Below are 22,151 nucleotides of genomic sequence, written 5' to 3'. Positions count from 1 at the left end.
CAGTCACGGGTAATCGATATTTTAAAGCCAGGCATTTTCCCGATTCATGCCCGCTCCCCGTTAGAATCTCACCATGACATGGTCTCGATGCTTGTCTTGCCCGACATAAAAATACGCCGCGCCAACCGGCGTAAAGCCATGAGTAGTATAGAATTTTATAGCGCGACCGTTTTCTTCATTCACCAGCAATCTTACGTGGCCCTCTATGCTATGCAGCGTTTCGCTAACGAGTTTTTGGGCATAGCCCGCCCCGTGGAACTCGGCCAGAACATAGCAACGCGTCAGCTCCGCTATGCCATCCGCTTCAGGAATCCCTACCGACTCCGGCTCAAGGCTAAGCATGCTATAGCCGATAATTCTGCCATCGACTTCAATAACATGAAGCTTTCTGCTGGGTGAGGTGAGGAGATTTTCAAAGCATTCGATCTGCAAATTCGTTTCGATGTAGTTTCGAACATCCTCCGCAGGTGTACTTTTAGGACAGGCCAGGTGAAAAGTCGCCACGGCTAAATGACTGATAGCGGCGGCATCTTTCAAGGTTGCCAGACGAACAATTGCACTCATGAAGGGGCTCCCTGTTAGGTTTTTTATTGCTCAATCAAGAGCGGATTATCGGTCGCGTTTCTTTTTTAACATTATTATTCCTCCATAACATGCCGCTTAATATAAATCACAGGTAGTTCATTGAAAAATAAAAGATTAAGTTGAAAATATTTCATTAAAAATATGATTTTTAAGGATAATTATTAAGTTTCTTTATGGTTCAGCACCTTAGTACTTTCTGTTGTTTTTCTCTTTCAAAATCGTGCCCCACATGATTATACTGTATATATAACCAGTAATCATGTGGGTATCCTAATGACTTTTATCCGTGCAGCACGTTCACCCGTCGACATGCCACTCCCTTATTTCCAGGACAAGGTCCCGGCCGGTTTCCCGTCTCCCGCGCAGGATTATATTGAAAAAAGCATAGATTTAAACAAGCTATGTATTAGACATCCGGCCGCAACCTACTTCGTTTCGGCGACCGGTATCTCGATGGTCGACGCCGGGATCTTCGAAGGATCGATGCTAGTGGTCGACAGAAGCCTCGATGCGAAGCACGGTGACATCGTTATCGCCTCCGTCGCCGGTGAATACACCGTTAAACGCCTTTGCACCCATCCGTTGGTCAAACTTGAGCCCATGAACCCGAACTTTCCCCCGATCGTTCTGCACGAGGGCATAGACGAACTGGAAATTTTTGGCGTGGTGACGTTCAGCATCACTGGGTTTAAATAATGTTTGCCCTCGCCGACGTTAACTCTTTTTACGCGAGCTGCGAGGCGGCATTCCGGCCGGACCTGAAGGGGCGTCCGATCGTGGTGTTATCCAACAACGACGGCTGCGTTATCGCGCGCAATAAAGAAGCCAAAGTGGCCGGCATTCAGATGGGCGCTCCCTTTTTCAAAGTGCGGCAGGCCTGCGAACAGCATAAGGTGGCGATTTTCAGCAGCAACTATGCGCTGTACGGCGATATGTCATATCGGGTGATGACCCTCCTCGAGGAGATATGCCCCAAAGTCGAAATCTACTCTATCGATGAGGCGTTTATCGACCTGCAAGGGGTCAGCAATTGCAAAAATCTCGAAACGTTTGGCCACGAAATCAGGGACAAGATCGATAAATGCACCGGCCTGAAGATGGGCGTGGGCATCGGCCCCACCAAGACGCTGGCCAAACTGGCAAACCACGCGGCTAAAAAATGGAGCAAGACGGAGGGCGTGGTCGACCTCTCCCTCCTCGCTCGCCAGCGCAAACTGATGGCACTTATCGAGGTGGGCGAAGTCTGGGGCGTCGGCAGGCGGATATCGAAAAGGCTTAACGCGATGGGCATCAATACCGCTTTACAGCTCGCCGACGCCTCTCCGGCGCTTATCCGCAAACATTTCAGCGTAGTCCTTGAACGTACCGTGCGTGAACTGCGCGGCGAGCCTTGTCTTGAACCCGAAGAGTTGGCGCCGACCAAGCAGCAAATCATCTGTTCGCGATCTTTTGGCGATCGCGTGAGTCAATATAGCTTGATGCGTGAGGCGATTTGCAGCCACGCCGTGCGGGCAGCAGAAAAGTTGCGCAAAGAGAATCGGTACTGCCGTCATATCTCGGCGTTTGCCAAAACCAGCCCCTTCGCCGACGGCGAGGACTACTACGGCAATTGCTGCTCCATCCAGCTGCAAATCCCGACCCAGGATACGCGGGACATTATCGCGGCGGCGACCAAGTGCCTGGATGACCTCTGGAAAGAGGGGCATCGTTTCCAAAAATGCGGCGTCATGCTGGGTGACTTTTACAGCCAGGGCGTGGCTCAGCTCGGATTATTCGATGAAATCAAACCTCGCGCCAACAGCGAACAGCTGATGGCGGCGATTGATTTGATTCACAAAGACGGTAAAGGCCGGGTCTGGTTCGCCGGTCAAGGCGTCGAAAGAAGCTGGGAGATGAAGCGTGAGATGCTGTCGCCCGCTTATACAACCAGAGTGAATGAGATAATGAAGGTACGGATGATTTGAAAAGTCGGCCTGCATGAGAATCGCGCTCTGGGGACAGAGCGCGAAACAGAGTTATTGCTACTGCGTTGAACAGTGTTTTACCCCATTCGCTGCGGATGAAGGTCGCGAGGTGAGCAATCTGCTTGTCGTTTAAACGCCATCCAAAGTCAGGCATCGCAAGCTGTGTCAGCGGTGGAAAGACATTCGGCGCTCCCTGGCTCGTCACGAAACGTGAGCATTGCGGCCGAATAGCCTCATTAGAAATAGCGTTAATGCCGTGAGTAATAACAGGAAGAGAAAATTGCCGAGACAGGCATCGGCGGGAGGGGAACGTCAGCGCAGCATACAAAAAAGCCCTGCTCACAGAGATAGCAGGGCTCGGTAATTTTTGATTAATCAATGATTAACGATTGATCATCTGGTCACGTTCTGGACCGACAGAAACCATGCTGACGCGAACGCCCATCAGTTCTTCGATACGCTCAACGTAACGCTGTGCAGCCACCGGCAGGCTTTCGAAGGTACGGCAGCCTGTGATGTCTTCGCTCCAGGATTCCATCTGCTCGTAAACAGGTGCCAGTGCAGCAGTCTGTGGCCAGATTGGGTTTTCAGTGTGCTCACCCGCGTAGGCGACACAGATTTTCAGGTCAGCCAGGCCGGACAGGCAGTCGATCTTGGTCAGGGCGATTTCAGTCGCAGCCTGTAGCTCAACGCCGTTACGGGTGGCGACAGCATCAAAGTAACCCATGTCACGTGGACGACCGGTGGTTGCGCCAAACTCGTTAGCGTTCTCACGGAAGTTATCCTGCTCTTCCATGGCAGTAACCAGCGTGCCGGTACCGACAGAAGAACTGAATGCTTTAGCCACCGCAATCACACGCTCAGGGCGCAGAGCCGGTAAGCCACTGCCGATACCTGCATAAGCGGCGGTCACGTTTGAAGAGGTTGTCCACGGGTATTCGCCGTAAACCAGGTCACGACCCGCACCCAGCTGGGCTTCGAACAGCAGGTTAGCGTCTTGTTTCTGTAGGGCTTTCAGTGGCTCGGTCACGTTGCAGATGAATTCACGCCATGGTGCGGTCACGTCTAGCAGCCATGCGGTCATTTCTGCAGCGGTCTGGGTGAAGTCAAAGCTTGGGTACAGCGCTTTCAGCTGTGGCAGTTTCCAGTCCAGCATGAACTGAATACGTTCCTGCAGAACTTCAGGCTGGTTCAACCAACCGATCAGGATGCCTTTTTTCATTACGCGGTCGCCGTAGGCTGGCGCGATGCCCTGACGAGTTGAGCCGTAAGCTGCATCGCCAAGACGTTGTTCTTCAAGAGTATCTTCAAGTGCGTGCAGCGGCAGGCACAGAGTAGCGCGGTCAGAGATACACAGTTTAACGTCAACGCCCGCCGCTTTAACTTCGGCGATTTCCTGAGTCAGCGCCGCTGGGCTGATAACCATGCCCGGGCCGAGAACGGCAACGCAGCCTTTGTTGAAAATGCCGCTAGGTAACTGGTGCAGCTTAAAGGTACCAAAGTCGTTAACAACGGTATGACCCGCGTTGTTACCGCCCTGAAAACGGATACTTGCTGCGGCATCGGCTGCCAGTAAATCTACGATGCGGCCTTTGCCTTCATCGCCCCAGTTTGCACCTACCACTACAATCGACGGCATATTCAACTCTCCTCATTGATTAAGGAGTCATGCTATGCCCATGATTCAAATATGAGAAATTAATTATAATTATCATCTCAATAAGAATCTCATATAATGGCTGCAGAAAATTTTTGGAAACTGCTCCTGAAAGGCCAATAACATGCTGGATATTAACTGGTTAAAAACGTTCGTCACGCTGGCGGAGTTACAACACTTTGGGAAAGCCGCCGCCGCGCTGCACATGACACAGCCGAACGTCAGTCTGCACGTCAAGCAACTGGAGCAGACCACGCGGGTCAAGCTTATCGAGCGCAATCCCTTTCGGCTGACGCAGGCGGGTTATCGCCTGCTGGATACCAGCCAGAGAACGCTGATGGAGCTTCAGGTTTGTCAGGCGGACCTCAACGCGATTAACGATCAAAGCCGCGGTACGCTCACCATTGCCGCCAGCGATATCATCTCGCGTCTGTTGCTTATCAAACCTTTCCAGCTGTTTAAGAAACAGTTTCCCGGCATCGACTTTACGCTGTTGAACACTACCTCCTCGCAGGCATCGGAGCTGGTCAAAAACGCCAAGGCCGATCTCGGCTTCGTTATTGAGCAAAAAGAGAGCCAACCGCTGTACTTTACCGAACTACAGCAGATTAAATGGTGTGCGCTGGGCAACAATCTTGAGCTATGGCAGCGCGAGCAGCAGCCTGAAAGCACCCTCCATGCCGATCAACCTACGCTGATTTTGCTGGGTCACGATACTCGAACTCGCGACCTGCTGGATCAAGCGCTGCCGTTACTTAATCTGCCGCGCTATCGGGTGATGGAGGTCGGCAGCGTGGATGCACAAATCGACTGGGCGGAGGCAGGATTCGGCGTGGCACTGGTTCCGGAGTTTTCACTGCACAGCAAAACCAACCTGACCACTAAAATCACGCCCCTGCCGGAGTTCCCTGCAACCCGCCTTGGCTATATTTTGCGACAGAACCAAATTCTCTCTAAGGCCGTCAAACAGCTGCTGCAATGGGTGAATCAGGAGATTGTCGATTCTCAACAATAAGTGACAGGGTCACGCCTCTCCCCCTCTCTGACAGCACAGATTGCTCCCCTCTTCGCCCAAATCTTACTTGTAAGTAAGTTTACTAGTAAGTAAGATTTTAATCAGCAAAACATCTGCACGATTAATTTCCATCGCATCTACACAGCAATAAAAATACTTAATTCATAATAATCAACATATTGAGGGTTCGAGCTATGTCGTCCAAACTGCCACTGCTGGCATTGGCCCTGGGTTCATTTGGGATCGGTACCACCGAATTTGCGCCTATGGGTCTCTTGCCAACCATTGCCACCGGCGTTGGGGTTTCTATCCCGACCGCCGGACTGCTGATCAGCGCCTACGCTATCGGCGTGATGATTGGCGCACCGCTGATGACGCTGTTCATGAGCCGCTATCGCCGTAAATCGGCGCTGGTGCTGCTGATGGGCATTTTTGTTATTGGTAATCTGCTGTCCGCTATTGCCCCTAATTACACCCTGCTGCTGCTGTCGCGCGTGGTCACCAGCTTCTCACACGGTGCCTTCTTTGGCCTCGGCGCGCTGGTTGCCACCAGCCTGGTACCGGTCGAGAAACGCGGTAGCGCAGTGGCAATAATGTTTTCCGGTCTGACTATCGCCAACATCGGCGGTGTGCCGGTCGCCACCATGATTGGACAGACGATTGGCTGGCGTACCACCTTTGCTGCAACCGCCGTGCTTGGCGTTATCGCGATGATAGGTATCGCCAAGACGCTGCCGAAAGGTGAAGCGGGTAAAATGCCGGAAGTGAAGAAAGAGCTCTCCGTTCTGGTGCGCCCTGTGGTCCTACGCTCGCTGGCGACGACTGTTTTGGGTGCCGGTGCGATGTTCACCCTTTATACCTATATTACGCCCATCCTTGAGCGGCTGACCCATGCCTCCGGTGAGTTCGTTACCGCAATGCTGATGCTGATTGGCGTTGGTTTCACCCTCGGTAACTATATCAGCGGTAAGCTGGTTGACCGCTCGGTTGATGGCACCTTAATCTTGTTCTTCAGCCTGTTAGCCGCCTCGATGTTTATCATGCCTTTCTCTGTGACAAGTCACATCGGTGCTGCAGTGTCTATGGTACTGTGGGGGATGATGTCGTTCGGACTGATTGGACCGCTGCAAATGCGCGTGATGGACGCCGCTCATGAAGCGCCGGGCATGGCGTCATCGGTCAATATCGGTGCCTTTAACCTCGGCAATGCGCTCGGTGCTGCACTGGGTGGCGGCGTGCTGAGTTCAGGCCTGACCTATGCGTGGATCCCACCGGCCGGTGCCGTTCTCGCGCTGCTGGGTCTGGTACTGGTGGTGGCCAGCCGGGCTTCAAACCGTGAATTTGCCAGCGAAAGCGCATAAATCTTTCAGAAAAGGATCTGTGAAAGTCGTGATGCAAAACAAAACGTCTTCCCCTGCCACAGAGAGCGCCCCTGCAAAGGGCGTCTCCCTTTCCAAAGGTGAGAGAACCCACGCCAACCTTCGCCGTCATGCGGCGGCGGAGTTTGCCCGATTGGGTTATCACAACACCAAGGTCAGCGATATCGTTAAGGCAACCGGCGTCTCGCAGCCCACTTTTTACTGCTATTTTGAGAGTAAAGAGATGGCCTATGAAGACCTGATGACCGAATTTCGTTCACGCCTGGAGACCCTGACGCTGACGTTTCTGATTGAAGGCGAGGCGCACGCGGAAGAGGTGTTTGACCGCGTTGCGCTGAGTTTTCAGCAGCTTCTCGACTTTCTGGCCGAGGATCCGGACCTGACCCAGATAGGCTTCTTTCAACCGCCGGGCTGCACGGCCACCAAGGCGGGTTTGGCAGAGCTTATCGGTCAGAACATTGCCAAAGAGCAGAAAAACGGGCTTTACCGCAAGGACATTAGCGCCACGCAAATGGGCCAGTGTTTTGTGGGCATGCTCGACCAAATGGCGCGTATTCCCGGTGATGCACAAAAACGTAAAGAATTGAGTCTGGGATGCGCTACGCTGCTTTGCGAAGACATCCGCTCCGGCTGCCAGCCAGAGAACAAACGCTAACCCCTCCCCACGCGGGCTGTCGGCCCGCTTATCCCTTTTCGCATCCCCTCCCTCTTTCTATTATTAAGAATAATTAAACATTTCTCTGAACCCGCTCGCGCGTGGGATGTCTCAATTCTGGCTCAGGTTTTGTTGCCTCCTGAGCGTCCAAAGTGAAAATTTAGCCTATCCTTCATATTCATCCGTCTAGCGTTGGCGAAGGCAGGTGCAGTTACCTTCGTCAAGACGGGTTGCCGAAACGGAATTATCACTATGGGCAACTTATTAATTAGGGTAAGGAAATTATGACTAGCGATCTAAGCATTAAAGAGACCCGTCCAGTAACCGACCCGGCTCGACGCAAGCGCACGGACCAGATTGCCGATGAGATAAAGAAGACCATCATTAACGATAACCTGGTGCCAGGGGATCGTTTACCGCAGGAGAAAGACCTGACAACCCGTTTCGCAGCAGGGAAAGGCACGGTGCGGGAGGCGTTGAAATCCCTGGAGGTTCAGGGGCTGATTCGCACCCGAACGGGACCCGGCGGCGGTGCGTTTATCGAGTCGATGAGCGAAACCCGCGCCATGAGCCTGCTGTCGAACTATCTGTTTACCCGTCAACTCTCCATCAGCGATATCTACTCCCTGCGTAAAGCACTGGAGCCAGTGGTCGCCGTCAGTGCCATAGAAAATATGGATGAGGCGGGTTTTGACCAGCTTCAGCAACTGATTAGCGTCTACGACCGCGACCCGGCAAACGATCAGGAACGCTGGGATCAACTTATGGCTGAACTGGATTTTCACGGCGTGGTAGCCAGCTATTCCGACAACGTGCTGTTGGCCTTTATCTGCCACTTTCTCCAGCGCCTGCTGAAGGACCTGGCGGTATGCAAAAAAATCTATAAGCGGCAAGAACCCATCGAGCGCAGCGAAGGCATTGCCCTTCAGACGCGTTTAATCGATGCGATGCGGCGCAGAGATGCGCAGCAGGTTGAGCAGGTGATGCGCGAGCATATGCATCATGCGGAGAAGACCATGGTGGCGTTAAGAGCCACCCTCGACACTGCGTTTCTATAGCGCCCTAGCCCGGCTCGCTCAAACAACGACTCGGGCAGGGGAGCGACTTATTTAAACAGGTCATCCAGGCGATCGTCGTCGATACCGGCAGGCTCAAGGTGCGCGGTGACGTCGGCGGAGGTAAAGAGCAGTCTAACTGCCGCCTCTGCCGCATCACCGATATCATGCCCAACGTCAACGGACAGCTTGCCGTCAACCTCGAGGTGAAACTCGACAAACACTCTGTCACCGCCGTTACGCGTACGGATATCGTGCACCCCCTTGACGCCCTCGCAGCTCATCACCGCCGCTCTGACACGTTTGCGGTCTTCAACGTCGAGCTCTCTGTCCAGCAATTGCTTCAGCGCATCGGCCGCCATGCCTTTGGCATTCCACAGCATGTAAAACGAAATCAGCAGCGCACCGGTGGAGTCGGCGCGGGTCCAACCCAGGTAATGTTCCAATACAAGCGCCAGCAAAACGGCGATATTCACCGCCACGTCGGTAACGTAGTGCGCACGATCGGCGGCAATCGCCGTGGATCCTGTGCGTTTTACTACATAGGTCTGCATCAGCACCAACCCTACCGCCGCCAGTGAACTGCCGATAATCACCCAGATGCCGAGCCCTAAGGCCGCCAGCGGTTGAGGGTTTATCAAGCGTTCAATCGATTCGACCCCCAGCACCAACCCCGCGCCACCGAGCAACAGTGCCTGTACAAATGCCGCGACGGCTTCGGCCTTACCGTGTCCGTAGCGATGCCCCTTATCAGCAGGACGCCCCGCGTAACGTACGCCAATCAGCGTGACCAGCGAGGCCAGCACATCAACCAGCCCGTCTGCCGCCGAGGTCAGCAACGCAATGGAGCCGGTCGCCGCCCACGCCCAGACTTTTACCCCCACCAGCACTAACGCGACGATCAGTGAAACCAGCGAGGCCATTCGGGTCAGGCCTTTATAGGGCATGTCTGGACTCACGGGAGAAGTCGGCGTGTTTGTCATACAGTTATCCTGAAATATACATTTTTTAATAATAAAGAGATGAGTGACTAATCTGCAGCTACCTAAGAGAATTAACCCTGATAAACGAAGTGATAATCGTGACAAGTTTTTGCGGCTGGGGAGGTACTTTGCCACTTTTTGATCTTGTCATAAAGATTTTTTCCAACGTTACCGATCAATCTGGCGGGGAGTGGCTAAAAGCTAAACGAACTGACTTAAATTTACTTGCATTTACAACAATATCTTCTAGGGTAAAGCGAGCTTCTTTTAAATCCTCGTCAAGGCATACTGCGTGCCGACTCTTCGATGAGCAATATAACCAGCGATCATAACAACATGACTGATAACAAAAAAGAAACGACCCAGCACGGCAACGATGCAACGGACAGCACTAAACTTGGCATTAACTCAACGCACGTAAAATCTGGCGAAGGCCATACCAACGGCGATGACAGCACTCACGGCCAAAAGAAAGAAGGCGACGGAAATGATGCCGAAAACCCTAAAGGTCCCGGCAAAAAGCCGCTGATCATTTTAGGTATCGTGGTCATTGTTATCATCATCGCAGCACTCATTTTCTGGTTCCTGAATCGCAATCTGGAAACCACCGACGACGCCTTTACCGAAGGCAACGCGGTGACCGTCGCACCGAAGATTTCGGGCTACGTGGTGAATCTGGCGGTCAAGGACAACGAATTCGTCAAGAAAGGCCAGCTTGTGGTGCAGATTGACCCACGCGACGCACAGGCGCAGCGCGATCAGGCCAGCGCTCAGCTCGGTCTGGCGGTCTCCCAATTGCATCAGGCGCAGGTTCAGTACGATTTGGCCAAGGTCCAGTACCCTGCCCAGCTCGCGCAGGCCCAGGCTCAGGAAGCGCGCGCAGAAGCGAGTCTGCAAAACGCCACGGCCGATTACCGTCGTCAGCGCGGCGTAGATCCCCGCGCGACCACTCAACAAAATATTGACAGTTCCAACGCCCAGCTGCGCTCTGCCAATGCCGACCTGGCCAACGCTAAAGCGCAGGTGCAGGTTGCGTCACAGGTTCAACTGCAAATTCGCAACGCCGAAACCAACGTCGAGGCACGTCAGCAACAGGTTGAGCAGGCCAAGGCCCAGCTGGAAACGGCCGACCTGAATCTCTCCTACGCCAACGTCCGCGCACCTTTTGATGGCTACGTCACCATGCGTAACGTTCAGCTCGGTACGCTGGTGCAGGCCGGATCTTCCCTGTTCTCGCTGGTCTCACCGGACATCTGGATAGCCGCCAACTTCAAAGAGTCTCAGCTGGAACGCATGAAGCCGGGCAACAAAGTGGACATTAAAATCGACGCCTATCCGAATATCGAGTTACACGGTCACGTAGACAGCATCCAGCAAGGTACCGGCTCACGCTTCTCGGCCTTCCCGGCTGAAAATGCTACCGGTAACTATGTAAAAATCGTTCAACGCGTGCCGGTTAAAATCGTTATCGACAGCGGCTATGATCCTAAGAACCCGCTGCCGCTCGGCCTGTCTGTAGAACCGTCGGTAACCGTTGAATGAGTGGCGAAGAAAGAAGTTGGGCCCCCAAGAGTAATGCGTGGGCGGTGGCCATTGTGGTCACCATCGCCGTATTCATGGAGATACTCGACACCACCATCGTCAACGTGGCGCTCCCGCACATCGCGGGATCGCTCTCCTCAAGCTATGACGAGTCAACCTGGGTACTGACCTCGTACCTGGTAGCAAACGGTATCGTACTGCCGGTCTCTGCGTTCCTGAGCCGAACGTTTGGCCGTAAAAACTACTTCATGATCTGTATCCTGATGTTCACCGTCTGTTCTTTCCTGTGCGGGATAGCCACCGAGCTGTGGCAAATGATCCTCTTCCGCCTGCTGCAAGGGTTCTTCGGCGGCGGTTTGCAGCCGGTACAACAGTCGGTACTGCTGGACTACTTCAAGAGAGAAGATCGCGGCAAGGCGTTCGGTCTCTCCTCCATCGCGATTATCGTTGCCCCTATCCTTGGCCCGACACTCGGCGGTTTGATAACCGACAGTTACAGCTGGCGCTGGGTATTCCTGATTAACATCCCGATTGGGATCATTGCGCTGATTGCGATTTATCAGCTGCTGGAAGATCCGCCGTGGGAGCAGAAATCCAAAGATAAGTTGAGCATCGACTATATCGGTATCGGCCTGATTACCCTGGGGCTTGGCTGCCTACAGGTCATGATGGACCGGGGTGAGGACGAGGATTGGTTCCAGTCGAGCTTTATCGTGACCTTTGCCGTGCTGGCCGCCGTGGGTATCGTCGGTGCGGTGTACTGGCTACTGTATACCAAGAAACCGGTGGTTGACCTGCGCTGTCTGAAGGACCGCAACTTTGCGGTTTCCAGCCTGTTGATGGGCGGTATGGCGCTTATCCTTTACGCCAGCTCGGTGCTTATTCCTCAGCTTGCCCAGCAACAGCTCGGTTATACCGCGACCCTCTCGGGTCTGGTGATGACGCCGGGAGCAGTGGTAGTGGTCTTCAGTATTCCGTTGGTGCTCAAGCTGATGCCGTCAATTCAGACGCGTTACCTGATAGCCTTTGGTTTCGCCATCATGTCGGCTTCTTTTGTGTATTCGATGACGCTGGTCCCTAACATTAACTTCGGCACGCTGGTGATGTATCGCAGCGCGCAGTCGATGGGGCTGGGCTTCCTGTTTGTGCCGCTGACCACTATCGCGTTTATTACCCTGCCACAGAGAATGAACGCCGACGGTGCGGCGCTGTTTACCATGTTCCGTAACGTCGCCGGGTCGATTGGTATTTCGCTTGCCACGACCAGCGTGACCGAACGAACGCAGGCCAACAGCGCACACATGGTGCACAACATGACCCCGCTGAACGAGCAATTTAATATTGCGGTACAGAAAGGCGCGGCAGCGATCCGCGATTTCACCAGTGTCGTGGGCGACCCGACGACGCTGGCGACGGCCCGCATGTATCAGGAGATGTCTTCGCAGTCGAGGATCCTCGCCTACATCGACACCTTCAGCTATTGCGCCCTTGTTACCTGTATTTTGATCCCATTTTGTTTTCTGCTTTCGCCAGTTAAGAGCGAAGGTAGTGCCGGAGCCCATTAACTATGTCGGCCTATGTATCACGTTTTACCCTCTCTGTTCTGGCGCTGGCACTGGCTGGCTGTTCGGTCGGCCCCGATTATCAGGCGCCGCATGCTAAAACCCCGGGCGCTTTTAGCGACATTAATCAGCCACGCAACAATCCGGCGGACTCTATCGCCCTCGCCTCTCAGCCGGACCCACAGTGGTGGAAGTCGTTTAAGGACCCGCAGCTCGACAGCCTGATTGACCGCGCCATCGCGGGAAATATTTCGCTACAGCAGGCGGTGCTGCGTATCGCCGGTGCGCGTGAACAGGTGACTCAGGCACAGGGCGCATGGCTGCCTTCGGTGAATGCCTCCGCGCAGATGACTCGCCAACAGCTTGGCCTTAAGGGCGAGCTAAAATCGACCGGTATTCAGGACAAGCTTGAGGATATCAGCCCGGAAGCCGCGAGCGCGGTTGACTCGGCGACCGGTCCAGTCAACGTTTATCAGGGCGGATTCGACGCCAGCTGGGAACTTGACCTGTTTGGCGGCACCCGTCGCTCGGTCGAGATGGCCAAGGCCCAGACTCAGTCGTCGGTCGAAAGCCGCAACGATGCGCTGGTCTCACTGGAGGCCGAAGTAGCGCGTACCTATCTGCAACTGCGTGGCGCACAAACGGTGCTCGCGACCATTCAGACGCAGATTGACGTTGCCCAGCAGACGATGGACCTGACGCAGAGCCGTTCTCAGCACGGCCTCGCGCCGCAGGTTGACGTCGAGAACGCGCGTGCCCAGCTCGGTTCGCTGCGTGCTCAGCTGCCGCAGTATCAGGCTCAGGAACGTCAGGCGATGAACGGTCTCGCGGTATTGCTGGGGCAGATCCCAGGCTCGCTGGACGGAGAACTGACTCAGGTCAAACCGCTGCCGGCTATTCCGGCCATGGTTTCGGTCGGTATCCCGTCAGAGCTGGCGCGCCGTCGTCCCGACGTGCGCAAGGCAGAGGCGGATCTCCATTCTGCTACCGCCAATATCGGGGTCTCGGTCGCGCAGATGTTCCCCAGCATTTCGTTGAGCGGACAGCTTGGCCTGCGTAACACCGACTCGGGATATCTGACCGACTGGAGCAGCCACTTCTTCTCCTTCGGACCTCAGGTCTCTCTGCCTATCTTCCAGGGCGGACGACTGGTCTCCAGCGTACGACTGTCGCGTGCGCAGCAGGCTAATGCGGTGCTCAACTATCGCCAGACGGTACTGACCGCGCTGCAGGACGTTGATAACGCGTTAGTGAGCTACCGCACCGATCAGGACCGCGTTAACGGTCTGGAGTATTCGGCAAGCGCGCTGCAAACCAGCTTCGACCTCGCGACCGATGGCTACAAAAAAGGCCTCGTCTCCTTCATTAACGTGCTCGACGCACAGCGCCAGCTGGCTCAGGCGCTACAGCAAAGCGCCGAGGCCAAGGTACAGACCAGCACCGATCTGGTGTCGCTGTATAAATCGCTCGGCGGTGGCTGGGAACCTTACCAGGACGTCAAGCTACCGACCTATCACGTTTTTGGCCCGGCCGAGACGGTTGACAATCCATGAGCAATGACAACGAGACGAAAGCGCAGTCTGATTCGGTGATAAGCAGCGTCGCCTACCGCAATGGTAAGAAATTGCAGCAGGTGACTATCGAAGACATCAGCGAAGTCATCAAGGCGCCAGACACCTTTGTCTGGCTTGGACTGGTGCAGCCTGACAACAACTATATGCGCGAGATTCAGCAGGAGTTTGGCCTGCATGACCTGGCGATTGAAGATGCGCTGACCGCCCATCAGCGCCCTAAAATCGAGCAGTACGGTGAGTCACTTTTCATCGTGGTCAAAACGGCGCAGCTGGTTGGCGACACCATTCAGTATGGTGAAACGCACCTGTTCGTCGGCAAGAATTTCCTGATTACGGTACGCCACGGCGCCTCTTCCAGCTATGCGCAGGTGCGCAAACATGCGGAGGAGTGCCCGGACTTGCTTGCCAAAGGTCCGGGTTACGCGCTGTATGCCATTCTGGACATGATAGTGGATAACTATCTGACCATTCTGCATGAGTACACGCAGCAGTTTCAGCAGATTGAGTCGCGGATGTTCAAGTCCGAGTTTGATCAGAACGCGGTGCATCAGGTTTATCGCCTGCGCCGTGAGCTGCTCAGCCTGCACAACGCCGCGCTGCCGATGGGAGATATTTGTAATCAGCTGATCCAGCATCATGAAGGGCTGGTGCCTAAGTCACTGCGCGCCTACCTGCGTGACGTGCAGGACCACGCCCATCAGGTGGTGACCACCACTGACGACATGCGTGAGATGCTGGCTAACGCCATGCATGTGAATCTGGCGCTGGTGTCGGTTCATCAGAATGAGGTGGTACAGCAGCTGGCAGGATGGGGGGCAATCTTGGCGATTCCCACGGTGATTTTCAGCCTCTACGGGATGAACTTCAAAGACATGCCGGAGCTGAACGACGCCTGGGGTTATCCGGTGACACTCGGGATCACGGTGGTGGGATGTATCGCCTTATACATCAAGTTGAAAAAGTCTGGGTGGTTGTAAAAAGTATTTTTTGTGCTGGGCGCACGGCCTAGGGCCGCTAATGGGGTTATGGGGCAGCGCGCAAGGCGCGTGCCCTTGACCTAAAAGCGTCTTAAAGGGACGCACACCCTTTATTCTACCGTGTTACCCACGCCCCGCTCCGGCATGTTTGCCAGCACCATAGTCTGCGTACGGCTGAGCGATACGCCCGCCTCGCGCAGTTTCTTGAGGATCTCATACAGCAGGTCACTCTTGGTGCGGCTTACTACGCGCGGACTGTTCACATACCCCGTCACGCTCAACACAATACCGTCAGGACCCAGTTGGCTGAAGGAAACGGAAGGTGCAGGCGTTTCCATAATCGAGTCGTGCGCCTCGTAGGCCTCAAGCAGCATGTTGCGGACTTCTTCAGGGTCGATATCCAGCGGGAAAGTCAGTGCGATAGTCGCGACACCCTGTGCGTTGCCCATGGTGGCATTACGCACGTTCTGCGAGATAAACTGCGAGTTCGGCACAATCACCGTTGAACGGTCACTCAGCTGCAGCTCGGTTGCACGGACATTGATACGGCGAATATCCCCCTCAACGCCGCCGATGCTGACCAGATCACCGACTTTCACCGGACGCTCGGTCAGAAGAATCAGGCCCGAGATAAAGTTCTTAACGATCTCCTGCAAGCCAAAACCGATACCGACCGACAGCGCACTCACAATCCACGCCAGTCGGTTCCACTCGATGCCCAGCACCGACAGCGTCACCAAAATTAGTAGCACCAGACCCACGTTGGAGAACAGCGTCACCAGCGAGGCGCGCATACCGCGGTCCATGTTGGTCTTCGGCAGGAAATCGTTGTCCAGCCAGCGTCGCGCAGAACGCAGCACGTACCAGCCAACAATCAGGAAGATCAAGGCGTTGACCATGTGGGCTGGAATAATGTTTAGGTGTTCCAGACCCTTACCGCCCCATACGTCCACCACTTTGCTGAAGATTTCCAGCGGCGTCGTGGTGCCGAAGTTACCGCCGAGCAACAGCGTAACGGCGGTCAGCAGCAGTACGGTTTTCGCCACCGCAGACAGAAGCGTGGCGGCCAGAGAGAGATGTCGATCGTTGAGACTCAGCGAGTGTTTGAGCAGTCGACCACTGGCGGTGCTCGGTGAAAACAGGCTTTCACTCAGATCGATGGCCAGATGCATCAACGTATACAGACAGGCAACGACCGTACCAATCCACAGCAGCTCATAGGTCAGGAAGCGCGCCAGTGGCACATAACCCACCACCAGAGCGACGAAAATGGCAAACGCCATCACGCTGGTTGCCAGATGCAGCAGACCGGCCAGCGTCGAACGGGCTTCCGGTTGTTCGCCTTTGGCCAACAGTTTGCGGCGCAGGCGGTTAACGCGCATCGGTGCGAACGCCGCGCTGATAGCAACCAGCAAGGCCGATAGCCCGTTACCGAACAAGGTCACCGAGATGCTGGTGCCGACCAGATTGTTGATGCCCTCTATCAGGCCAAAAATCAGAATGAAGGCCGAGAGCATTTTCGGGAAACTGTCCAGCGTCTTGGCGACCGGATCGGCGATGCCCGGCAGACGCCATGAAGGGTGCGCGATGGAGAGCAGCGAGCGCCCCAGCCCGACAATTAGCGCAGAGAATATCGAAAGCCTGACGATCAGCTCACCGGTTTCTGCCACCCACTCGCTGACGTCCGGCATGCGGGTAAAGGCCAGAGAAAACAGCTTTGCCGCGCCGCCCAACGTCATAATGGTGATAGCGGCCGTCGCAAAAGCGAAGAAGCTGCGGCGCAGGCGACCTTCAGGCAGCCAGCGCGGCGTCAACCAGGCGAGAGGAATGTCGAGCACTCGGCTACCGAACACCCCGATCAGTATGGCAGCGAGCAGCAACAGTCCACTGCCTACGCGCCACTCAGGCTGCCAGGTCAGGTGCCACGCGTCCTTCATCTGCTGACGGTATTCGCCAAAACGCTCGACGTCATCGTCGGTTGGCGACGTCAGCGCCGACCAGAAGTTGCTGCCAAAAATGCTGCCGGTATTCAGCGCCAGCTGAGTTTTCAGCGCATCGCGACGCAGACCGCCAATTTGCGCGGCCAGATTGTTGGCGCTGGTTTTGATTGCACCCGCCTGCTGAATCTGGTTATCGAGCGCCGTCTTGCTGGCATTCAGGTCTTTACGCTGCTTAATCACCTGCGGGGTCTCAGGCAGCGCGCCAGTGGCCGGAGCCGGGCCTAGCACATCGAGCTTGGCCTGCACCTGAGCACGCAGAGGCTGCAAGGCGGTGCCGAGCGCATCGGCATCGCTGCCCAGTTTCAAGGCATCGTCGCTTAATCCACTGAGAGACTTGTCATTTTTGGCCGTCGATACCTGTTGTTTAATGGTATCGAGGCGCTTTTGCAGCGATCCCAATGCCGCAGGGGCATCGACGGGCTTGGTGGTCTCGGCGGTTTGGTCCTGGTCAGACGAATCGTCTGGAGCAGCACTGGCCAGCAAAGGAGAAAACATTAACGCGAGTAGCAGGGCAACGTAAAACGGCGCCCGGAAAAGCTTTTGCATAAAGTGGTTTACCCAAAGTTTCATGTATCGAGAATGCGTTCTAATTTTCGGAAAAGGGATTAGTACTACAGTAAATCTTAAACTGTTAGCGGAAGGGATGCTATGTAAGGTAACTCTTAAAAGTTCTAAACGAAGAAAATAACGCGGCAAAAGGGATTCAGCACGGGGATTTGCCCGTGCCGATCGTCATTAAGGATTGATGGCCGCTACGGCATCGCGCGACGCAACCTCGCGATCCTCATTTGTCAGCTCACGAAGCTGGCCCTGACGCATCTCGAGCAGGCGGTCAGCCTGCTCGAAATACCGGTCATCGTGGCTGATAGCCAGCACCGTTTTGCCCATCGCCGAGAGACGCGGCAGCAGGTCGCAGTAAAAAGTGCGGCGAAACTGCGGATCTTGATCGGCGGCCCATTCGTCCAGCAACAGAAAATCACGCCCTTCGGCGGCGGCCAGCAGCAGAGCGACGCGCTTGCGCTGGCCCTGCGAAAGCTGCAAGTTACTGATTTTGCTGTCGTCAATATCGAGCTTCTCCACCATTTTCAGCTGCTGCAACCAGTCTTGCACTAGCATAGGATCGGGCTGCTGCCCGTCTGGACCCAATATTTTTCCGAACAGGTGGAAGTCGGTAAACACCGCCGAAAACAGCTGACGATAAGCCTCGGTGCTTTGCGCATCAATGGCAACGCCGTCGAGCAGAATCTGCCCGGATTTCGGGGTATACAGCCCGGTCAACAGCATCGCCAGCGTCGATTTACCGCTGCCGTTACCCCCAATAAGAAACACCCTCTCGCCACGATTGATGGTCAGATTGATTGGCCCAATGCTGAACCCCTGCCCTTCGTAGGCAAAGCAGACGTCGCGCAGTTCAAGCCGCTGCCACTGGTGGTCCGGCGTCGCCGGGGCAAAATCCACCTGATAGTCGGCCAAACGCAGCGTTTTAAGCTTACGGAAGGCGACCTGGGCGCTAAGCAAGGTCGGCAGCGCGCCCACGGCCTGCAACAGCGGCGTACGCAGGAACAGCAGCGTCAGCGAGAACGTTGCGGCTACGCCGTTATCCGACCATTCCAGCGAATTAGCCATGTAAAAGACCATGCCAATCGCGCCTAACATCATGATATTTGACCAGTTCACCGCGCTCAGGTGGTAGGTGTCTGCGCCAATAACGTGTTGGCGATAATGGGTTGCGTCGCGCTGATATTCTTCATGATAAATCTGCTGTGCGCGTTGGCGGTTCAACGCCAGCTCCTTACGCCCTTGAATCACCGTCTCGTAATCCTTTTGCAGCCGATCTTCGGCTTCGCGAACGTGATTGAGATGATGGTACACGCGGGCCACCAGCTTGAAGCTGACCCAAATAGTGACCACCAGCCACAGCGCCGTGACCAGCAACATCTTCGGCGACAGCCAGCCAAGATAAGCGGCGCAGCCGAGGGTCAGAATAATCCCCTGCAACAGCTCGGGCAGCCGCACGAACGCCAGCGTGATGTTGCGAATATCGCTGCTCAGACTCGCCAGAAGCTGCGCGTTGCCAATCTGCTCGATACGTTCGATATCGGTATCCATGATGCGCTTGATGAACTGCCCGCGCAGCTGATAGACAAAATGGTGGCCAAGCGCCGTCAGGGCCAGCTGTGAGCCGAGGGTCACCGCCATCAACAGCAGCAGCAGAGCGAGAAACTGTGGCAGGACCGACATTGAGGCGTGGGTAGTGGCAATCAGTTTGACGTTAATAAAAGCAATGAGTCCGATACCCAGCGCGGCACTGGCCAGACTCAGCAGGATCACGCCAATAAACGGCCAGCGGTATTGTTTAAAAACGACGCGCAAAAGCTCCATGAAGATGTTTTCTCGATTTTATTTTAACTGGACGCAGTTTAATGGGCGAGTAGATGAGATCAAGACTAATTCTCATTTTCTCGCATAAGCGGTTGCGTAAAAAAGCTGACATTGACGTGAAGCTCGTCCTAAACTTATGTAATGGACAAAGAAAATGAACTCAGAAGAAGTAAACGTAACGCGCTGCTGCTGCTGTTAATCGCCGCCGCGCTGTTTGTCATCACCCTCTTTTTACCGCAAAACTTTTGGGTCAACGGGGTTAAGGCCATCAGCGAAGCGGCGATGGTTGGCGCATTGGCTGACTGGTTTGCGGTGGTTGCGCTGTTTAAACGCGTGCCCATCCCCTTCATTGCCGCCCACACCGCAATTATTCCGAAAAACAAGCACAAGATTGCCGATAATCTGGCGGTCTTTGTGCAGGACAAGTTTCTCGACCCCGGTTCATTGGTCAAGCTGATACGCCAGCATGACCCGGCCAAAGCACTCGGTAACTGGCTGACCTCAGAGGATAATGCCCGACAGTTTGGCGGTTATCTGGTGAGTATGATGCGCAACTTTCTCGACATCACCGACGACTGGCGCATTCAGCAACTGATTAAAGACGCGCTTTACACGGCGATTGATAAGGTTGACCTTTCCCGCTCGGTGGCGATGCTGCTCGAAAGCCTGACCAAAGACGGCAGGCATCAGGCGCTGCTCGACCAGACGATGCAGAAACTGATCGTGCTGCTGGAGCAACCCTCAAGCCGCGAGTTTATCGCCACGCAGATTGTGCGCTGGGTCAAACGCGAACATCCGATAAAATCCAAGATGTTACCGACTGAATGGCTGGGGGAAAATGGCGCGACCATGGTGTCGAATGCCGTCAATTCGCTGCTGGATGATATCGGCAGCGACCATGGCCACGCTTTCCGTCAAAGCTTCGACCGCGTTATCGAACGCTTTATCGCCCGACTGCAAAACGATCCAAAAATGGCCGCCAAGGCCGAGGAGATCAAAGAGTACCTGAAGAACGATCCCAAACTGACGCAATACATTGTCGGCCTGTGGGGTGACCTGCGTCAGTGGATCAAGCAAGATCTCGACAGGCCCGACTCCATGCTGCATGCGAGAGTCACCGAGTCTGGACTGTGGCTGGGCAACATGTTGAGCCGCGACCCGGCCCTGCGTGAATCGATGAATCAACAAATGGAGATGCTGGCGGAGCAAATGGCGCCGGACTTTGCCCAGTTCCTGACGCGTCATATTAGCGATACGGTTAAAAGCTGGGACGAAAAAGACATGTCACGGCAGATTGAGCTCAACATTGGTAAGGATCTACAGTTTATTCGCATCAACGGTACCTTGGTTGGCGCGGGAATTGGGCTGATCCTCTATTTGATCTCACAGCTTCCTCTCGCTATCCCGCAGGTCTGGCAGTCGTTCCAGTAAGAGAGTTTGCTGATTTCATCTTAAAAATCTGAGTTTACAATGAAGCCGCCCACAATAGTCGGGGCGGCTTTGCGGCTTATTTCACCGTTTTGCTAAAGGCGTCGACGGCAAGAATGGCGTTGGCGACATCCTCCGCAGAGAGGTTGGGATTGAGATTACCCAGCGTATCGCCCTCTCCCCCTGCCAATTCTCCGACTTTTACCAGATTCTCGTAGCTCTCTTTCTCGAGATGCATCTCTTTAAGCGTGGTTGGCATTTTGATGGCACGATAGAAGCGAACGTATTTAGCTATCTCTTCGTCAGGACGCTGCTCCAGCACCATTTGCGTCAGCGTGCCGTAGGCCACTTTCTCACCGTGTGTCAGGTGATGGACATCGCCCTTAATTGCCGTAAAACCGTTGTGAATAGCGTGCGCACCGGCAAGCCCTGCGTTTTCGAACCCGAGTCCGGACAGCAGGGTGTTAGCCTCAACGACGGCCTCAACCGCTGGCGTCACCAGCTTTTGCTCAACCGCGGTATAAGCGCTGTAGCCATAGGTCAGTAGCGTTTTCTCACAGGCTTCGGCAATCGCCATGCCGGCAATGGTTGGCGTGCCGCCGACCATCGAGGTGCCGTGAGAACGCAGCACCGCCTGAGCCTCCACAAAGGTCGCTAAACCATCGGCAATACCGGAGGCAAAGAGGCGTACCGGTGCCTGCGCGCAGATTTGGGTATCAACCAACACCAGATCGGGATTTTTATCGTAGAAACGGTAGGTATCAAACACGCCGTCATCGGTATAGATAACCGAAAGTGCGCTGCACGGTGCGTCGGTGGAGGCTGCTGTCGGCACGATGGCGACGTTTTGTTTCAGTTCATCGGCGATAGCTTTAACGGTATCGAGCGTTTTCCCCCCGCCTAGCCCTACCACAACGTGCGTACCCTGCTTGCGTGCTAGCGCCACTAATCGATTGATTTCGTTGGTGGAGGCTTCGCCATTAAAGATTTCATAAAAGAATTCAACGTTGGCTTTATCTAAGGAGGATTTTACCCGCTCACCGACAATACCCCAGACGGTTTCATCGGCAATAAGAAAGGATTTCCCCCCCAGAGCAGGGAGATATTCGCCGAGCTGGTCCAGAACGCCGTGACCTTGTACGTATTTACGTGGAGAAGAGAAGATAAATTTACTCATAATGACACCTCGGTATTGGAAGTTTTTATGATTGATCAATCGTTCTTGTTAAATATCTCCCCTCTAGACTAGTTCGCTTTAACCGATTTTTCATTGATTAATGCAGAAAAAAGCAGGCGAATAACACAAAAATAATGATTTAAATCAATAGATTGAATATATCTTTTCTTTTATAAATGATAAATCAGCTCAGATCATTATTATTAACAGACTATT

Annotated in this window: 17 protein-coding genes; 11 read left to right on the top strand and 6 right to left on the bottom strand. The window is 54.4% G+C overall.

What is annotated here, in order from left to right:
- Positions 1–60: 60 nt before the first annotated feature.
- Positions 61–564: a GNAT family N-acetyltransferase gene (locus BS640_RS06535; RefSeq protein ID WP_017490541.1), complete on the bottom strand. Its 504-nt coding sequence runs from the start codon at positions 562–564 to the stop codon at positions 61–63.
- A 294-nt stretch (positions 565–858) separates the two neighbouring features.
- On the opposite strand from BS640_RS06535, the gene umuD reads away from it, so the two are divergent.
- Together umuD and umuC are read left to right on the top strand one after the other, a co-directional pair.
- On the top strand, positions 859–1,281 hold the full coding sequence (gene umuD / locus BS640_RS06530) for a translesion error-prone DNA polymerase V autoproteolytic subunit (RefSeq protein ID WP_017490540.1): 423 nt from the start codon (positions 859–861) through the stop codon (positions 1,279–1,281).
- The gene (gene umuC, locus BS640_RS06525) at positions 1,281–2,549 is read left to right on the top strand and encodes a translesion error-prone DNA polymerase V subunit UmuC (RefSeq protein WP_017490539.1); all 1,269 of its coding nucleotides are present in this window, start codon (positions 1,281–1,283) and stop codon (positions 2,547–2,549) included. Before umuD ends, umuC begins: the two co-directional genes overlap by 1 nt.
- A gap of 382 nt (positions 2,550–2,931) precedes the next feature.
- On the opposite strand, the gene BS640_RS06520 is transcribed toward umuC, so the two are convergent.
- Entirely contained in the window at positions 2,932–4,188 is a 1,257-nt protein-coding gene (locus tag BS640_RS06520) for an adenylosuccinate synthase (RefSeq protein ID WP_017490538.1), read from the bottom strand.
- A 142-nt stretch (positions 4,189–4,330) separates the two neighbouring features.
- On the opposite strand from BS640_RS06520, the gene BS640_RS06515 reads away from it, so the two are divergent.
- From BS640_RS06515 to BS640_RS06500, 4 genes are all read left to right on the top strand, one after another.
- Positions 4,331–5,221: a LysR family transcriptional regulator gene (locus tag BS640_RS06515; RefSeq protein WP_017490537.1), complete on the top strand. Its 891-nt coding sequence runs from the start codon at positions 4,331–4,333 to the stop codon at positions 5,219–5,221.
- A 194-nt stretch (positions 5,222–5,415) separates the two neighbouring features.
- Positions 5,416–6,582: an MFS transporter gene (locus BS640_RS06510; RefSeq protein ID WP_084912217.1), complete on the top strand. Its 1,167-nt coding sequence runs from the start codon at positions 5,416–5,418 to the stop codon at positions 6,580–6,582.
- 31 nt (positions 6,583–6,613) lie between these two features.
- Complete coding sequence (locus BS640_RS06505; protein ID WP_017490535.1) at positions 6,614–7,255, top strand: TetR/AcrR family transcriptional regulator; 642 nt, start codon at positions 6,614–6,616, stop codon at positions 7,253–7,255.
- Between the two features lie 284 nt (positions 7,256–7,539).
- On the top strand, positions 7,540–8,313 hold the full coding sequence (locus BS640_RS06500; RefSeq protein WP_017490534.1) for a FadR/GntR family transcriptional regulator: 774 nt from the start codon (positions 7,540–7,542) through the stop codon (positions 8,311–8,313).
- A 47-nt stretch (positions 8,314–8,360) separates the two neighbouring features.
- Here the strand turns inward: BS640_RS06500 and BS640_RS06495 are convergent, their stop codons facing one another.
- Complete coding sequence (locus BS640_RS06495; protein WP_084912216.1) at positions 8,361–9,293, bottom strand: cation diffusion facilitator family transporter; 933 nt, start codon at positions 9,291–9,293, stop codon at positions 8,361–8,363.
- 315 nt (positions 9,294–9,608) lie between these two features.
- On the opposite strand from BS640_RS06495, the gene BS640_RS06490 reads away from it, so the two are divergent.
- The 4 genes from BS640_RS06490 to corA are packed head-to-tail and all read left to right on the top strand — an operon-like array spanning position 9,609 to position 14,948.
- On the top strand, positions 9,609–10,835 hold the full coding sequence (locus BS640_RS06490; RefSeq protein ID WP_420916428.1) for an HlyD family secretion protein: 1,227 nt from the start codon (positions 9,609–9,611) through the stop codon (positions 10,833–10,835).
- A complete protein-coding gene (locus tag BS640_RS06485) occupies positions 10,832–12,400 on the top strand; it encodes a DHA2 family efflux MFS transporter permease subunit (RefSeq protein WP_026110349.1) in 1,569 nt (522 codons plus the stop codon). Before BS640_RS06490 ends, BS640_RS06485 begins: the two co-directional genes overlap by 4 nt.
- A 2-nt stretch (positions 12,401–12,402) precedes the next feature.
- Positions 12,403–13,950, top strand: coding sequence for an efflux transporter outer membrane subunit (locus tag BS640_RS06480; protein WP_084912214.1), 1,548 nt, complete (start codon positions 12,403–12,405; stop codon positions 13,948–13,950).
- A complete protein-coding gene (corA, locus tag BS640_RS06475) occupies positions 13,947–14,948 on the top strand; it encodes a magnesium/cobalt transporter CorA (protein WP_084912213.1) in 1,002 nt (333 codons plus the stop codon). Before BS640_RS06480 ends, corA begins: the two co-directional genes overlap by 4 nt.
- A 110-nt stretch (positions 14,949–15,058) precedes the next feature.
- Here the strand turns inward: corA and BS640_RS06470 are convergent, their stop codons facing one another.
- Both BS640_RS06470 and BS640_RS06465 read right to left on the bottom strand, forming a co-directional pair.
- Complete coding sequence (locus BS640_RS06470) at positions 15,059–17,494, bottom strand: DUF3772 domain-containing protein (RefSeq protein WP_017490528.1); 2,436 nt, start codon at positions 17,492–17,494, stop codon at positions 15,059–15,061.
- Positions 17,495–17,683: 189 nt separating this feature from the next.
- Positions 17,684–19,330, bottom strand: coding sequence for a multidrug ABC transporter permease/ATP-binding protein (locus BS640_RS06465; RefSeq protein WP_084912212.1), 1,647 nt, complete (start codon positions 19,328–19,330; stop codon positions 17,684–17,686).
- Positions 19,331–19,471: 141 nt separating this feature from the next.
- Between BS640_RS06465 and BS640_RS06460 the strand changes: the two genes are divergently transcribed.
- Positions 19,472–20,761, top strand: a complete 1,290-nt coding sequence (locus BS640_RS06460) for a DUF445 domain-containing protein (RefSeq protein ID WP_084912211.1) — start codon at positions 19,472–19,474, stop codon at positions 20,759–20,761.
- 76 nt (positions 20,762–20,837) lie between these two features.
- Here BS640_RS06460 and BS640_RS06455 read toward each other — a convergent pair whose 3' ends face one another.
- Complete coding sequence (locus BS640_RS06455; RefSeq protein ID WP_084912210.1) at positions 20,838–21,935, bottom strand: glycerol dehydrogenase; 1,098 nt, start codon at positions 21,933–21,935, stop codon at positions 20,838–20,840.
- Between the last annotated feature and the right edge of the window lie 216 nt (positions 21,936–22,151).

Source organism: Rouxiella badensis, from assembly GCF_002093665.1.
Classification (GTDB): domain Bacteria; phylum Pseudomonadota; class Gammaproteobacteria; order Enterobacterales; family Enterobacteriaceae; genus Rouxiella; species Rouxiella badensis.
This window is presented reverse-complemented; position numbering and strand designations above follow the sequence as displayed.

Bases quoted from the DNA above. Each gene is read 5' to 3' on its own strand.
- BS640_RS06535 (WP_017490541.1), bottom strand. From the start codon at position 564: ATGAGTGCAATTGTTCGTCTGGCAACCTTGAAAGATGCCGCCGCTATC.
- umuD (WP_017490540.1), top strand. From the start codon at position 859: ATGACTTTTATCCGTGCAGCACGTTCACCCGTCGACATGCCACTCCCT.
- umuC (WP_017490539.1), top strand. From the start codon at position 1,281: ATGTTTGCCCTCGCCGACGTTAACTCTTTTTACGCGAGCTGCGAGGCG.
- BS640_RS06520 (WP_017490538.1), bottom strand. From the start codon at position 4,188: ATGCCGTCGATTGTAGTGGTAGGTGCAAACTGGGGCGATGAAGGCAAA.
- BS640_RS06515 (WP_017490537.1), top strand. From the start codon at position 4,331: ATGCTGGATATTAACTGGTTAAAAACGTTCGTCACGCTGGCGGAGTTA.
- BS640_RS06510 (WP_084912217.1), top strand. From the start codon at position 5,416: ATGTCGTCCAAACTGCCACTGCTGGCATTGGCCCTGGGTTCATTTGGG.
- BS640_RS06505 (WP_017490535.1), top strand. From the start codon at position 6,614: ATGCAAAACAAAACGTCTTCCCCTGCCACAGAGAGCGCCCCTGCAAAG.
- BS640_RS06500 (WP_017490534.1), top strand. From the start codon at position 7,540: ATGACTAGCGATCTAAGCATTAAAGAGACCCGTCCAGTAACCGACCCG.
- BS640_RS06495 (WP_084912216.1), bottom strand. From the start codon at position 9,293: ATGACAAACACGCCGACTTCTCCCGTGAGTCCAGACATGCCCTATAAA.
- BS640_RS06485 (WP_026110349.1), top strand. From the start codon at position 10,832: ATGAGTGGCGAAGAAAGAAGTTGGGCCCCCAAGAGTAATGCGTGGGCG.
- BS640_RS06480 (WP_084912214.1), top strand. From the start codon at position 12,403: ATGTCGGCCTATGTATCACGTTTTACCCTCTCTGTTCTGGCGCTGGCA.
- corA (WP_084912213.1), top strand. From the start codon at position 13,947: ATGAGCAATGACAACGAGACGAAAGCGCAGTCTGATTCGGTGATAAGC.
- BS640_RS06470 (WP_017490528.1), bottom strand. From the start codon at position 17,494: ATGCAAAAGCTTTTCCGGGCGCCGTTTTACGTTGCCCTGCTACTCGCG.
- BS640_RS06465 (WP_084912212.1), bottom strand. From the start codon at position 19,330: ATGGAGCTTTTGCGCGTCGTTTTTAAACAATACCGCTGGCCGTTTATT.
- BS640_RS06460 (WP_084912211.1), top strand. From the start codon at position 19,472: ATGGACAAAGAAAATGAACTCAGAAGAAGTAAACGTAACGCGCTGCTG.
- BS640_RS06455 (WP_084912210.1), bottom strand. From the start codon at position 21,935: ATGAGTAAATTTATCTTCTCTTCTCCACGTAAATACGTACAAGGTCAC.